Origin of the sequence: Rhizobium tumorigenes (assembly GCF_003240565.2) — a bacterium.
Lineage (GTDB): Bacteria > Pseudomonadota > Alphaproteobacteria > Rhizobiales > Rhizobiaceae > Rhizobium > Rhizobium tumorigenes.
The window spans coordinates 2,180,114-2,193,772 of record NZ_CP117255.1; the positions used below are offsets into that span (position 1 = coordinate 2,180,114).

General features: G+C 60.7%; 19 protein-coding genes. 12 read left to right on the forward strand and 7 right to left on the reverse strand.

Annotation, left to right across the window (positions count from 1 at the left end):
* The first annotated feature begins 112 nt into the window (after positions 1-112).
* The 3 genes from PR017_RS10740 to PR017_RS10750 all read left to right on the forward strand — a co-directional run bounded on the left by PR017_RS10740 (position 113) and on the right by PR017_RS10750 (position 2,009).
* Positions 113-1,150, forward strand: a complete 1,038-nt coding sequence (locus tag PR017_RS10740) for a LacI family DNA-binding transcriptional regulator (protein ID WP_111222993.1) — start codon at positions 113-115, stop codon at positions 1,148-1,150.
* Between the two features lie 87 nt (positions 1,151-1,237).
* Positions 1,238-1,627, forward strand: a complete 390-nt coding sequence (locus PR017_RS10745) for a group II truncated hemoglobin (RefSeq protein WP_111222578.1) — start codon at positions 1,238-1,240, stop codon at positions 1,625-1,627.
* Between the two features lie 7 nt (positions 1,628-1,634).
* Complete coding sequence (locus PR017_RS10750; RefSeq protein WP_111222577.1) at positions 1,635-2,009, forward strand: DUF423 domain-containing protein; 375 nt, start codon at positions 1,635-1,637, stop codon at positions 2,007-2,009.
* 15 nt (positions 2,010-2,024) lie between these two features.
* On the opposite strand, the gene hmuQ is transcribed toward PR017_RS10750, so the two are convergent.
* The 5 genes from hmuQ to PR017_RS10775 all read right to left on the reverse strand — a co-directional run bounded on the left by hmuQ (position 2,025) and on the right by PR017_RS10775 (position 4,996).
* On the reverse strand, positions 2,025-2,339 hold the full coding sequence (gene hmuQ / locus PR017_RS10755; protein WP_111222576.1) for a heme-degrading protein HmuQ: 315 nt from the start codon (positions 2,337-2,339) through the stop codon (positions 2,025-2,027).
* 29 nt (positions 2,340-2,368) lie between these two features.
* Positions 2,369-2,641, reverse strand: coding sequence for a hypothetical protein (locus tag PR017_RS10760; RefSeq protein WP_240539151.1), 273 nt, complete (start codon positions 2,639-2,641; stop codon positions 2,369-2,371).
* A complete protein-coding gene (locus PR017_RS10765) occupies positions 2,638-3,033 on the reverse strand; it encodes a DUF2325 domain-containing protein (protein WP_111222575.1) in 396 nt (131 codons plus the stop codon). The genes PR017_RS10760 and PR017_RS10765 overlap by 4 nt, the downstream gene beginning before the upstream one ends.
* A 122-nt stretch (positions 3,034-3,155) precedes the next feature.
* Positions 3,156-4,505, reverse strand: coding sequence for a cell envelope integrity protein TolA (gene tolA, locus PR017_RS10770; RefSeq protein ID WP_111222991.1), 1,350 nt, complete (start codon positions 4,503-4,505; stop codon positions 3,156-3,158).
* 62 nt (positions 4,506-4,567) lie between these two features.
* The gene (locus PR017_RS10775; protein WP_111222574.1) at positions 4,568-4,996 is read right to left on the reverse strand and encodes a hypothetical protein; all 429 of its coding nucleotides are present in this window, start codon (positions 4,994-4,996) and stop codon (positions 4,568-4,570) included.
* Positions 4,997-5,173: 177 nt separating this feature from the next.
* On the opposite strand from PR017_RS10775, the gene hemP reads away from it, so the two are divergent.
* The 7 genes from hemP to PR017_RS10810 all read left to right on the forward strand — a co-directional run bounded on the left by hemP (position 5,174) and on the right by PR017_RS10810 (position 10,176).
* Entirely contained in the window at positions 5,174-5,344 is a 171-nt protein-coding gene (gene hemP, locus PR017_RS10780; RefSeq protein WP_111222990.1) for a hemin uptake protein HemP, read from the forward strand.
* An 11-nt stretch (positions 5,345-5,355) separates the two neighbouring features.
* On the forward strand, positions 5,356-6,414 hold the full coding sequence (locus tag PR017_RS10785; RefSeq protein ID WP_111222573.1) for a hemin-degrading factor: 1,059 nt from the start codon (positions 5,356-5,358) through the stop codon (positions 6,412-6,414).
* 10 nt (positions 6,415-6,424) lie between these two features.
* Positions 6,425-7,351, forward strand: coding sequence for a heme/hemin ABC transporter substrate-binding protein (locus tag PR017_RS10790; protein ID WP_111222989.1), 927 nt, complete (start codon positions 6,425-6,427; stop codon positions 7,349-7,351).
* 3 nt (positions 7,352-7,354) lie between these two features.
* On the forward strand, positions 7,355-8,479 hold the full coding sequence (locus tag PR017_RS10795) for a FecCD family ABC transporter permease (RefSeq protein WP_111222572.1): 1,125 nt from the start codon (positions 7,355-7,357) through the stop codon (positions 8,477-8,479).
* 7 nt (positions 8,480-8,486) lie between these two features.
* Positions 8,487-9,290 (forward strand): heme ABC transporter ATP-binding protein, encoded by an 804-nt coding sequence (locus PR017_RS10800; protein ID WP_111222571.1) that lies wholly within the window; start codon positions 8,487-8,489, stop codon positions 9,288-9,290.
* A 130-nt stretch (positions 9,291-9,420) separates the two neighbouring features.
* Complete coding sequence (locus tag PR017_RS10805; protein WP_111222570.1) at positions 9,421-9,765, forward strand: ElaB/YgaM/YqjD family protein; 345 nt, start codon at positions 9,421-9,423, stop codon at positions 9,763-9,765.
* A gap of 9 nt (positions 9,766-9,774) precedes the next feature.
* Positions 9,775-10,176 carry a hypothetical protein gene (locus PR017_RS10810; protein WP_111222569.1) on the forward strand — a complete coding sequence of 134 codons (402 nt, stop codon included), beginning with the start codon at positions 9,775-9,777 and terminating at the stop codon, positions 10,174-10,176.
* A 98-nt stretch (positions 10,177-10,274) separates the two neighbouring features.
* On the opposite strand, the gene PR017_RS10815 is transcribed toward PR017_RS10810, so the two are convergent.
* Together PR017_RS10815 and PR017_RS10820 are read right to left on the reverse strand one after the other, a co-directional pair.
* Positions 10,275-10,829 (reverse strand): RNA polymerase sigma factor, encoded by a 555-nt coding sequence (locus PR017_RS10815; RefSeq protein WP_111222568.1) that lies wholly within the window; start codon positions 10,827-10,829, stop codon positions 10,275-10,277.
* A 4-nt stretch (positions 10,830-10,833) separates the two neighbouring features.
* Positions 10,834-11,043 (reverse strand): NepR family anti-sigma factor, encoded by a 210-nt coding sequence (locus tag PR017_RS10820; RefSeq protein WP_111222567.1) that lies wholly within the window; start codon positions 11,041-11,043, stop codon positions 10,834-10,836.
* Between the two features lie 248 nt (positions 11,044-11,291).
* Between PR017_RS10820 and PR017_RS10825 the strand changes: the two genes are divergently transcribed.
* Positions 11,292-12,086, forward strand: coding sequence for a response regulator (locus tag PR017_RS10825; RefSeq protein ID WP_111222566.1), 795 nt, complete (start codon positions 11,292-11,294; stop codon positions 12,084-12,086).
* 201 nt (positions 12,087-12,287) lie between these two features.
* The gene (locus PR017_RS10830; RefSeq protein ID WP_111222988.1) at positions 12,288-13,241 is read left to right on the forward strand and encodes a sensor histidine kinase; all 954 of its coding nucleotides are present in this window, start codon (positions 12,288-12,290) and stop codon (positions 13,239-13,241) included.
* Positions 13,242-13,659: the final 418 nt, after the last annotated feature.

Here is a 13,659-nt window from a genome sequence, read left to right on the forward strand (position 1 = left end):
GTCATCTCCCATGACAATGGCTCCGTAAACGTTTACGAGACTAGTCGGAAATGTTTTGCTGTGTCAAGAGAGGGAAAAACGGAATTTGCCGACCGAAGGAAAAACGCCGCCGATGAAGGGTATCCGACAGCTCGCCAAACACCTCGATATTTCGATCGGCACGGTCTCGCGCGCCCTCAATGGCAAGGCCGATGTCAATGCCGAGACGCGTCAGCGTGTGCTCGCAGCAGCCGTCGAACTCGGCTACGTCGCCAACCAATCCGGCAGAAGCCTGCGCCAGGGAACGACCAACGTCATCGGCCTGATGATGGAATCGAGCAAGGAAACCAACGAGAACGGTGACAACTTCTTCCTCGGCCTGACCAGCGGGCTGCAGAGCGTACTATCGCGCCATAAGCTTGACCTTATCATGCTGCCCTGCCCCAGCGAGGAGGATCCGACCGAATACCTGCAGCGCATGGTCGCCCGCGGCATCGTCGACGGCATGATCATCTCGGCAACGCAGCGAATCGACCACCGTCTGGACTTACTGTCGCGCACCAAGATCCCTTTCGTCACACTTGGCCGCAGCCGGTCTGGCGGCGAATATTCCTGGGTCGATCTCGATTTCGACGGCGTCGCAAACCGCTCCGTCGATAGGTTGATCGCCAAGGGCCACCGCCGCATTGCTGTCGCGGCACCATCCAACGACGTCAATCTCGGTTATATCTTTATCGACGCCTATCGGAATGCCCTTAAGCGCCACGGCATCGCGTATGATGCGTCGCTGGTTTTCAGGGTCAAATCCAGCGAGCAAGGCGGCTACCAGGCGGCACACGAGATGCTGTTGCTCGACGACCGGCCAACGGCGATCATCCTCATCTACGAACTGATGGCGATCGGCCTTTACCGCCGGCTGACAGAGGCAGGCGTCATTCCCGGCCGCGACCTCGCCGTCATCGGCTTTCGCGAGGAGCCCCGCGCAAAATTCCTGCAGCCGACGCTGACCTGCTTTCGCATGTCCGTGCGCGATCTCGGTGTGGAGCTGGCCGAGACCCTGCTGGCCACCATGCCCGCCTACGCGTCCTTCTATCCGAAAGGCGCCTGCAACACGATCTGGCCGCTGGAACTGGTGCCGGGCGAAAGCGATGGCTTCGAGCGGAAATCCTGACGGCAGCGCCGAAACGCCGCAGCCAGCCATCGAAGCTTGCGGGATTGTCGACCGCGCGGCATTTAGGATGCAAAGCAGGAGCCGGCCGTGAGCGAAGAGACGACCACATTGTATGAAGCCATCGGTGGCGCGCCAACGGTGCAGGCGCTGACCGATCGCTTCTATGCGCTGATGGATACGCTTCCCGAGGCCGCCCGCTGCCGCGCCATCCACCCGCCGAGCCTCGACGGCAGCCGGGAGAAATTCTACGAATACCTGACCGGCTATCTCGGCGGCCCTCCGCTCTACACAGACAAGCGCGGCCATCCCCGCCTGCGCAGCCGCCACTTGCCCGCAGCTATCGGACCACTTGAGCGCGACGAATGGCTGCTCTGTTTTCGCCGCGCACTGGATGAGACGATTGCCAGCGAGCAACTCAGGGGCATCATCTGGGAACCAGTCGAGCGCCTTGCCCACCATATGCAGAACAAGGAATAGCAGCCCGATGAACGCCTATGTCCGCCCTACCCTTCTGCTTATGTCCGGTATCTTCGGCTGCGCAGGCGTTGCCTTGGCCGCAGCCTCCGCGCATGCCGGCGGCGATACGCACCTGTTGGCGTCGGCGTCGGCGATGTGCCTTGCCCACGCGCCGGCCCTGCTGGCGCTCTACGTCGGGTATCGCAGCCTTCCCACCGCGCCGCTTGGCGGCCTGATGATGGGGCTCGGCACACTGCTGTTCACAGCCGATCTAATGGCGCTTTACGCACGGGGCGTCGGCCTGTTTCCGATGGCGGCCCCCATCGGCGGCTTCGCCATGATGGGCGGGTGGCTGGTCGTGGCGGCAGGCGCCTTCTTGCGGACAACACCGACGCCCGATTGAGATCAGCCAGACGGCTCAGATGCCTTGGACAACGTTAAAACCCTCGAACACGGGATGGCCGATATAGACCGCCTTGTGATCGCCGGCATTGCGGTGCGACTTTCGAAAGCTCTCGGACTTCGTCCAGTTGATGAAATCCGCCTCGTTGGCCCAGGTCGTGTGCGAGGAAAACAGCGTATAGCCCTCGTCTTCGTTGGTCTTGCTGCGCAACAGCCGGAACTCGACGAAGCCCGGAACTTCCGGCAGGCTGGAATCGCGATTTCTCCAGATGGATTCGAATTCCGCCTCCGAGCCGACGGCTACCTTGAAGCGGTTCATGGCGATATACATGGTCACCCCTTTCGACCCCTACGGGCCTTTCAAGCCTTGGAAGAATATCGCCGATGTTTGCCCGATGCGCCGGCAAAGGCAACCACATTTCTGCCCGTCGCTGCATCGCGGCCGAAAGCTGCAACTGGCACCTCGCCCGGCGGACGGGCGGCCTCGCGTGGAAAGACAATGACATCAGGCGCATGGGGTGCTGTCGCCCGCTTTGACATCAGCGCGGAAATCTCCGGCACTGCAGCGCCACCCTCACCCGGCGCCAGCCTGTGAAGGCCGATCATATTCACGCTGTCGGAGCTATCGGTCATTGCGTCGCAACCCGGTCGTTCATGGTATGAAGGGCGCGCTCGAGGCTGGATTTGCTGCCGTTGCGCAAGGGGATAAAGATCTTTCCGTAGCGCTTGCAGCCGGTCTTGACCCTGAGGCAGGCATCGTGGCTGATACAGTCGATAGGGCAGAAGACGCAATCGACCGACTGCAGTGCGGTGTCGATGCGGGATACCGCTTCCCGCAGTCCGCCGTCATGGTGCAGCAGTTCTGCGCCGAAATTGCTGGCAATCTGGCGGAGATGGGCAACCTGGCAATCGCGGCCGCCGACATAGAGAAAGCTGCGGCCGTCCAGGCGGGATTTGCCCGTAGCCACTGGCGCAGCCTCGGCGATCGCTACCTCGCGGATATCCCTCTTGCCCTTGCGCGCCATGCCATCACTCCGTTTTTCTGGTTTCATCCCTGCCCGATTTCGGCGGGCCTGGAGCGACCTTATTAAACTGGAGTATTCGAGTAAAGTATAAACTTGATTATTTTACTCATCTTATTTTCCCGTTAGTTGCCGGTGACCTGCACCTCCTGCGTGAAGGTCCAGCTGGGCTTTCCCCACTCCGGCGGCAGCGATGGAAACGGTGCGGCACGGCGAACGCCGTCGAGCACGGCGGCATCCAGATCGGGGACGCCGGAACTGCGGGCGAGCGACACGGCACTCAGTTCGCCGCTGGCGCCGACCGTCAGCCGAACGCGTACGGTCATCGCTGCCGTCATTCGCCGGTATTCGGAGGGCACGCGCACCGAGCGGCGGATGCGCGACTGTACCTTGCCGGGATAATTCGCGACGGCAGCGCTGCCTGATCCCTGGCGATTGCCGACTGCCGCCGAATTGCTGTCAGAGCGGGCCGTTTCAGTGCCTTCCGATGACCCTCGCTTGGAATCCTGCTCGTTTTCGCCCTTCGAGCCAGACTTCAGCTTCGCAGCTTTCGGCGGCGGCTTTTTCACCACTTCCTTCGGCTTCTGCACCTTCGGCGGTGGCGTCGGCTTCTCGATCGGCTTCACAGTCTCCTCTGGCGGAATGATTTCCGCTGGAGACGCGGGCACCGGCGGGACAGGCGTGGTCGCCGCATCGCTCGGAGGTGCCGCCGGGGGCTTCGTCTCCTCGAGCGGGACCTCGGTCGCTTGCGGCTGGATAACAGTCGGTTCGGCCGGCACTTGCGCCGCAAGCACCTCCGGTTCCGGAGAAACGACGGTCTCGGGAGAGACCTGGCTCAACGCCTGAGTCGGCTGCGCCGGATCGGGCTGGATAGCCTCAGGCACCGGTTCAGACGGCTGGACAGCGGGTGCGGGTTCGGTCTGTTGCGGCTCGACCGGCGTGACTTCGGCCGTTTCAGTCTTGCTCGGCTGGACGGCCTCGGCAACGATCTCGTCGGGCTTGGGAGGTTCCTTGTTCTCTTCGCCCGAGGCCTGCTGGTCTGCGTCGCCGTTTCCAAGCATGACGACACTGACGCTGTCGCCGGCATCCTCGACAGGATTTTCCGGCAACGTCACGACGGCCGTCATCAGCGCCGAAAACACCGCTACGTGAAAAAGCAGCGAGCAAAGGCTTGCCGCAAGACTAGCCGTCCTCGTTCCCGCGCGGACCGACCTTGGCACGTCCGGCAGCGGATCGATCGGCGGCGCTGCGGTGCCGGCTTCTGCGGCCGCGTCGGGATGCGCCGGATAGGACGCGATGCGGGTAAGGCGCGCATAGTGGACGACCGCCTCGGCAGCGGGCGGACGCGGGAGCTCGTCCAGTCCCAACAGCTCGTGGGCCGGAAAGGTCGGCGGCGTGTTGTCGTTGACAACGGCTCCCATGCGCGGATCGATGCCGGCAAATGGTCTGGATCGGGACTTGGCTGGACTGGTCATGCGCTGCATCCGCCGTTCGGGGAGTAGGCGGGCGGCCGGGATCAACCCCGACGCCCGGGATTTCAACCCTCGAAGGGGATTGACGTCTGCGACCGGGTCGTCAGCGCTGCCTTGCATTCTCCGGCGGCCGGCCCGTCACAAACCGGCGTGTCGTTGACGATGACCCGGGTGACCGCCTCGCACTTGAGGTTCGGCATATCGAATTGCCGCACCCGCTTCTTGCCGACCGGCAGATCGCGGAAATCGAGCACGGTACCTTTGTCGACGGCGTTCTTTTCGTTGAAAAATGCCAGTTCAAAGGAGATCTTCGCAATCGGCGTCGCCATGTCGTTTTCGGCGACGAAGGTCATCATGCACCCCTTGGCCGATGGCGTAAGGGCATTGAGCTCGACATTCAGGCGAGCGGCAACCGGTGTCTGTTGCTGGGCCGACGCGGAACCCGCGATGACAGCATTGCAGACAAATAAACAGACGATCGTCTTCAAGCGCATAGGGCTCTCCTGCACCGGTTCAGGGCGGCAACGACCTTGAGGTGCGTCGCCTGCAAATTTAAACTTGACTCAGTTAGTATCCTATTGCGTCTTTAGGAAACCATGACTATGAGAGTCAAGATAAAACTCCGGGTAGACCGGCCCGATCCCATGATTTTGCAGGCAAAAATAAGCCAGATGATTGCTGATAAGACGCCAGCGACCCCACCGCCGCATACGGTGCAGACGGTCAGGACGATCGAGAGCGCGGAGATCTTTCGCGGTCAGAACGAGATCGTCATTCGGCATGAAGATTTCACTTACCGACTGAAAATCACCCGACAGGGCAAACTGATACTCAACAAATAGGGCATTTGACGATGACGACCCCCACCCGACCAAGCCCCGCCGAAATCCGCAGCTTCCGCGCCGAGAACCCGAAGATGCGCGAACGCGATATCGCAGCCCGCCTCGGCATCTCCGAGGCCGCCCTCGTGGCCGCCGAAGTAGGCCTCACGGCCATCCGTATCGACGCCAGCGCCAATCGCTTTCTGGAGCATGTGGAAAGTCTCGGCGAAGTGCTCGCCCTGTCGCGAAACGAAAGCGCCGTGCACGAAAAGATCGGCATCTACGAGAACATCAAGACCGGCAAGCATTCCGCCATCGTGCTGGGCGAAAACATCGATCTCCGGATTTTCCCGTCCCGCTGGGTGCACGGCTTTGCAGTCACCAAGACGGACGGTACCGACGTCAAGCTGAGCCTGCAGTTCTTCGACAAGGCCGGCAGCGCCGTCCACAAGGTCCATCTGCGCCCCGCCTCCGATGTTGCCGCCTATCATGCGATGGTGGCGGCACTCCGTATCGAGGACCAGTCCCAGGAACTCGTCGAGGACATGTCCGGCTATGACAAGGGAAGCATCGACGGCGAGGTCAGCCGCGACGAATTGCGCGACCACTGGGGCCAGATGAGGGATACCCATGAGTTCATCGGCCTGCTGAAGAAGCTGAAGATTGGCCGCCAGTCTGCCCTCCGGACAGTCGGCGATGATTACGCCTGGAAGCTAGACGGCAGCGCCGTCGAAACCATGCTGGAGGCTGCCGCCGCAGATGGCCTGCCCATCATGTGCTTCGTCGGCAATGACGGCATCATCCAGATCCATTCCGGCCCGGTCGCCAGCATCAAGACGATGGGTCCGTGGATCAACGTGATGGACCCCACCTTCCATCTTCACCTGCGTCTCGACCACATCGCCGAGGCATGGGCGGTGCGCAAGCCGACCGCCGACGGCCATGTGAGCTCGCTTGAGGCCTATGGCGCCGATGGCGAGATGATCATCCAGTTCTTCGGCAAGCGCAAGGAAGGCTCCGACGAGCGTCCAGAATGGCGCAATATCATCGAGGCCTTGCCGAAAATGGCAGCCGAAAGCGTTGCAGCCTGAGGATCAGACGATGAAGTCCATTCGGAATTTGCACCGGATCAAGACCTGGCAGGCAGCCCTCACCCTAAGCGTCATGCTGATGCCGATCGTCCCTGAAGCGACGACGTTCTACCAGTTCGCTGGTGAGGCCCGTGCCGAGGAAGCACGCAAGCTGGACACATCGCGGCTGGTGTCGATCGGCGGCGACATCACCGAAATCGTGTATGCGCTTGGCGAGGAACATCGGCTGATCGCCCGTGATTCCACCAGCGTCTACCCGGAAGCAGCCACGAAGCTTCCGAATGTCGGCTACATGCGGGCACTGTCGCCGGAGGGCATCCTCGCGGTCAATCCCACTGCCATCATCGCCGTCGAAGGCTCCGGCCCGCCGGAGGCCGTCGCCGTGTTGCGCAATGCCAGCCTGCCATTCGAAACCGTGCCGCAGGGCTACGACCGGGATGGCATCCTGAAAAAGATCGCTGCTGTCGGCACGCTTCTCGGCGTTCCAGACAAGGCCCGTGCGCTGGATGAGAAGGTTGCCGCCGATCTCGACGCCGCCATAGCGGCATCGGAAAAGCGACCACTTACGGAGCGCAAGCGGGTCCTGTTCATCCTCAATGCGCAGGGCGGCAAGATCATGGCATCGGGCACCGGGACCGCCGCCGACGGCATCATCACGCTCGCCGGCGCTATCAACGCCGTCGGCGTCTTTCCCGGCTACAAACCGCTGACAGACGAGGCGATCATCGAAGCCAAGCCCGACGTGATCCTGATCATGAACGGCGGCGGCGGACACGCTTTGAGCGACGAGGACCTGCTGAAGCAGCCGGCACTCGCCCTGACCCCGGCCGCCGAACACAAGGCGATCGTCCACATGGACGGCCTGCACCTTCTCGGTTTCGGTCCGCGGACGGCCAGCGCGATCCGCGACCTCAACCGCGCAATCTACGGAGGCTGAACCATGGCGATCAGCGATACCGCCGGACACTCCCTGGGGATCGCGGCACGGGGTCGTGATTGCCTGGCCCGTTATCGTGCCGGCGATCGGTCGCAGATCGCCATCGTGGTCATCGCCACGCTGGCCATCCTTTCCGTCTTCGCGCTGCTGTTCTCGATCACGACCGGCGCATCCGATGCCTCCGCATTCGATGTGGTCCACGATCTCTTTCGCGGGACCGGAGCCGCCACCGCGCTCAGCATGCGCGACCACATCATCGTCTTTGATATCCGCCTCCCACGCGCCATCCTGGGCTTTCTGATCGGCGCCTCCCTTGCCGTCTCCGGTGCCATCATGCAGGGCCTGTTTCGCAATCCGCTGGCAGACCCGGGCCTCGTCGGCGTGTCCTCCGGCGCAAGTTTCGGGGCGGTGGTGATGATCGTTCTCGGTGGTACGCTGGCGGCACCGATCTATGCCGTGCTCGGCATCTACGCCCTGCCGCTCGCAGCCTTTGCCGGCGGCCTTGTTACCACCCTGTTTCTCTACCGCATCGCCACCCGGGACGGTCAGACATCCGTTGCAACCATGCTGCTTGCCGGCATCGCGCTTGGCGCGCTGGCGATGGCGGCCACCGGCGTGCTTGTCTACATGGCCGACGACAGGCAACTGCGCGACCTCACCTTCTGGAGCATGGGCTCGCTTGCCGGCGCCACCTGGACGAAGATCGCTGCCGCCGGCCCGATCATCTTACTGTCGCTTCTCGCCATCCCTGTGATCGCCAGGGGACTCAATGCGATTACGCTGGGAGAAGCCGCAGCCTTTCACATGGGCGTGCCGGTGCAGCGGCTGAAGACGGTCGCCATCCTCGTCGTCGCTGCGGCAACCGGCGCATCCGTCGCCGTCAGCGGTGGCATCGGCTTCGTCGGCATCGTCGTGCCCCATGCCCTGCGCATGGTGATTGGCCCCGACCACCGCTACCTGCTTCCAGCCTCCGCACTGCTTGGCGGAACCTTGCTGATTTTCGCCGACATGCTCGCCCGCACCATCGTCTCGCCGGCGGAAATGCCGATCGGCATCATCACTGCAGCTGTCGGCGGTCCCTTCTTCCTGTGGATCCTGCTGCGCAATCGCACCCGGCTCAGCCTGTAAGGACAACATGGCCATCGATGTTTCCAACCTCTCCGTCCGGCTTGCGGGCAAATGCGTGGTCGATGGCATGAGCTTCACCGCCCACCCGGGCCAGCTGACGGCAATCTGTGGGCCGAACGGCTCCGGCAAGACGACGGTGATGAAAGCGATCTCCGGCGAGCTTGCCTATGGCGGTTCGATCCGGCTTGGCGAGCACGAGGTCAAGACGATGAAGCCCTGGGCGCTCGCTCTCTCACGGGGCGTCCTGCCGCAGGCGAGCACTCTCTCCTTCGCCTTCTCGGTGCGCGAAATCGTCCTGATGGGCCTTACTGCAGGCGCCAACAGCAAGCCGCAGCACGCGGAGAGGATCGCCATGGAGGCTCTTCGCGCCGTCGATCTCGCCGGTTTTGAGGGGCGGCTCTACGAACAGCTGTCCGGCGGCGAGCAACAGCGCGTACAGTTTGCCCGCGTGCTCTGTCAGATCCCGCAGCCGGTCGTTGACGGCAAGCCCTGCTGGCTGCTGCTCGATGAACCTGTGTCCAGTCTCGATATCAGCCACCAGTTGGCGATCATGCAGCTGTCGCGCGCCTTCTGTGCGGCCGGAGGTGGCGTCATCGCGATCATGCACGATCTCAATCTGACGGCCCTGTTTGCCGACCGGATCGTACTTCTGAAGGCAGGCCGGCTGGCTGCCACCGGCGCGGTCTCATCGGTTCTTACCGACGAAAACCTGCATGCCGTGTTCGGCTGCGAGCTCCGCGTGAACCGGGTGCCTGAGAAGGCGATCCCGTTTGTCCTGCCTCACAGTGTGTTCGCCGCGGCAGGCGTCTGAGATGGAACTTTTCGACCATCGTCGCGTTCAGCTGTCAACGACACAGGTAAATGCCGACACCTCAGTTTTACCGTTGGTATTGACCTCCACAAAAAGACGCATTGGCGCGTTGACAATAAGGAGAACAAAAATGGCAAACTCCCTCCTCGACACCATCCGCAGCAAGCGCAACGGTGCTATGAGCGACATAGAAGACACCATCGAAGATCAGATGGATAACCTGCGCGGCGAGATCGCTGCGCTCACAAAGCTCATCAGCAAGAACGGTGCAAGCCAAAGCAAGCGCATCCGCGCTCAGGCAGAATCCGGCTATGAAGACCTGCTTGCCCGCAGCGAAGATCTGATGCAGCAGCTGCAGGATGGATACGCTCGCAGCGCCAAGGAAGTCCGTGCGACCGTACGCGCGCACCCGACGGCCTCGATCGGCGCAGTGGCTGCCATCGGCCTGCTGTTCGTCTTGCTCGCACGCCGCTAAGGAGCATCAATGCTGGGTCCCATCCTTGGCTTGCTGCTATCTGGCTCCGTGAAGAACACCGTTGCGCGAACCAAGCGCAACGGTATTTTCATTGCTATCGCAGCGGTCTTTATCCTCACCACATACGTGTTCGGCCTGTCTGCCCTGGCGCTCTGGCTCGGTACGATTTACGGCGCGCTCCACGCATCGTTGATCATAGGCGGCGGCTGCCTGCTGATCGCAGTTGCCATCCTCATCGTGATGGCCAGCATCAATGCGCAGGAAGCCCGCCGTGTGCGCGAAAAGCGACTGGCCGCGCAATCCATGGCAACTGTTGGCCTCGGACTGTTGCGCTCGCAGCCGATGCTCGCCGCCGCTGTTGCCGGCGCGTTCCTGCTCAGCACCGTGATGGGCTCGCGCGACGACGATTGAGCGGATTGGTTCTGCAAAGCGCTCTAGACAATAAAACCCGCCGCACTTTTTAAAGTGCGGCGGGTTTCTTTTGTAGCATGTAGACGCTGGTCGGACGATTAAAACGCGAACGCCCTTGAGGTCAGCGGCGAAGACGTTGCATCCGGCCCGAAGTCGGCCTCGCCGGTAATCTGCAACAGTTCCTGCAGACGCTGGCGGGCACGATTGACGCGGCTCTTGATGGTGCCGACTGCGCATTCGCATATCTCGGCGGCTTCTTCATAGGAAAAGCCGGAGGCGCCGACCAGAATGATTGCTTCGCGCTGATCTGCAGGAAGCTGTTCTAGAGCCTTCCGGAAGTCCTGAAGATCTAATGCACCGTACTGCGACGGATGGGTGGCCATCGATTCCGTGAACAGGCCGTCGCTGTCTTGGATTTCCCGACCACTTTTGCGCATCTGGCTGTAAAGCTCATTACGCAGGATGGTGAAGAGCCAGGCCTTCATGTTGGTGCCCATCTCGAAGTGGTCCTGCTTGGCCCACGCCTTCATGATGGTGTCCTGCACCAGGTCGTCTGCACGGTCATGGCGACCGATGAGCGAGATCGCAAATGCACGCAGGCTGGGCAGCGCGGACAGCATCTCGCGTTTGAAACTTGGTTGGACCTTATCCATAAGCCTACTCCCGCTCGACCGACTTTGCGGACGCCATTTCAACCTGGTCGAGCTTCTCAAGCAAATCGAGGAAGCGGTTCGGGATGGCTTCGTCTTGTGCAGCGGCATAAAGGCTGCGGAGACGGCTGCCTATCTGGCTGTTTGGATCGAGGAGGTCCGCAACTCTAACATCGGGCCTTGGCTGTTCCGTGTCTTCCTGATGGGACGCTGTCATATAAATTTCACTCTCGGACGTGTTGGCGTTAGGCTTGTTTCCGGGCGACACCGGAAACGCGGATTGGGGTTGTCAAGGACCGCATTTACGTTGTCATCGAGGCTGGACATGCTAGATCCAATAACACGTGGACGCATAATGCATGCAGCGAAAAAAAGTTCCAGCACCTCGGAACATTTCTGGTTGCCGCCTGTTATAATCCTATTAAAGACGGTTAAACATGCCATGGCACTGACGGGAGCTATTTTATGACACTTTCCACTCGAATCGCTCCGCATCTCCCTTACTTGCGTCGCTATTCCCGGGCACTTACAGGCACTCAGACCTCCGGCGACGCTTACGTAGCAGCCGTTCTGGAAGCCATTATCGCCGATATCTCCATCTTTCCAGACACTTCGAACGACCGAGTGGCGCTCTATAAGCTTTTCACCACCCTGTTCGGTTCCAGCTCGGTGCAGGTTCCTGAACCGACTTCGCCTTACGCCTGGGAAAAACGCGCCTCCGCAAACTTGTCGAAGGTCTCCCCGGTAGCCCGGCAGGCCTTCATCCTGGCATCCGTCGAAAATTTCCGCATGCCGGAGATCGCTGAAATTCTTAGCCTCGACGAAGCGGAAACGGCCGGTCTGCTCGACAGGGCGTCTACCGAGATCTCCCGTCAGGTCGCCACCGACATCATGATCATCGAGGATGAGCCGCTCATCGCCATGGACATCGAGCAGATGGTAGAAAGCCTCGGTCATCGCGTGACCGGGATCGCTCGCACCCACGCAGAAGCCGTCGCGCTCTATAATGCGACCAAGCCGAGCATGGTTCTTGCCGACATCCAGCTGGCTGACGGCAGCTCTGGAATTGATGCCGTCAACGACATTCTGAAGAACGCCAGTGTGCCCGTCATCTTTATCACCGCTTTCCCGGAACGTCTGCTGACAGGCGAACGCCCGGAACCAACATTCCTGGTGACGAAGCCATTCAACCCGGACATGGTGAAGGCACTGATCAGTCAGGCGCTGTTCTTCAACGAATCGACGAAAGTCGCGGCCTGATATTCGAGCCACGGAACAATAGAAAAGTGAAAGCGTTCCGTCAGCCCGGAGCGCTTTCATAAAGCGACTTGCGATTTGGCTGATGTGACCGCCTTGTCGGACACCCCGGGTTTTAATCCGGTTAGGCGAAGGAAAGGCATCTTGGTGAATAACGTTGATCCATCGTCCAGCTCACCGCTCGGGTTCGAGGGTAAGGCTGCTATGATGGAACGCGCACTTGGAAGTGCGGGCGTTTCGATCATCCATCAGGACGCCTGGCTTCTGGTGTCCTATTTCGAGAATCTCCCCGAACATCTGACCGGCATTGCAGCCCTCGGTATGGACGACATAGCGTTGTTCGGCGAGAAGGATGGCAATCACATCCTCGAACTGAAGCGCGACGTGCTTAGCAGCGGCAAACAGGCCAAGGCGGAAATCTCCATTCCCTCGGCCGAAGGCGTAAAGATCTATGAAATCAAGATGGAGCGGACCGATGGTGCCAGCCACGGTATCCTCTCCGTGATCTTCGAGGTGACCGAAAGCCGTCATCGCGAAAAGGTTCTGAAATCGCTACTGCGCGAACTATCGCATCGCTCCAAGAACCTGCTTGCCATCATCCAGGGTATCGCGACCCAGACTGCGCGCAACACCCTGTCGCTCGATAACTTCCTGATCAAGTTCCGGGGACGCCTGCAGTCGCTGTCGAACTCTCAGGACCTTATCACCGATTCGAGCTGGCGCGGCGCCTACCTCTTCGAACTCGCCCAGAAGCAGTTTGCGCCCTACTGGCCGGATGCGAGCATCCCTGTTCCGATCCATGGCATTAATGCCCACCTGACGCCGAACGCCGCCGTGCATCTCGGATTGGCGCTGCACGAACTCATCGTCAATTCCGCCACCCATGGCGCGATCGCCGCCGGCACGACCAGCATTACGCTCGACTGTCGGGCCGTTGAATGGGAGGGCAAGCAGGCCGTCGAAATCGTCTGGTCGGAAACGATCGTGACACCTGGCGCTGCGAATGATTTTGAAGACAACAGTTTCAGCAAGACGGTGCTGGAGCGCGTCGTACCGACGTCGATGAATGGCCGCGCCAAGCTCGGCGTCAGCCCTGAGCATCTCGACTACCGTTTGACCATTCCGGAAACGGAATACGAGATCCTGAAGCAATCGTGATCTCACCGACCCCTTCGAAATACGGCCTCGGAAGACGCAAAAAATCAGCCGTTGCGAGGGCGCGCAACGGCTGATTTATAACTCACCGGGAGGGGGACCGTGAGTAGACGTCCGACGACGCTTTGAAGGGGCGCGCACCTGGGTGGGTGCATTCATCATCAGGACACACCGATAACTGCCCAACGTCCCGCCGGTTCCACGGTGTTCGAAATAATTCTGTCTTTTTGACAAGAACCGCCTCAGCGTGTCTTCCGTGGGGGAGCCACGCTTGCGCGCCGGCAGTGCAACGCAGAAAATATTCAAAATATAGTCCAATAAAATCATATATTTAGAGAGACCCCCCCCCTACCGGCAGCCTGAACAGAAGCTCCAAAAATTTACCGTTTGATAAATTTTTTTTCCTGAGTTAGCTTTTGCA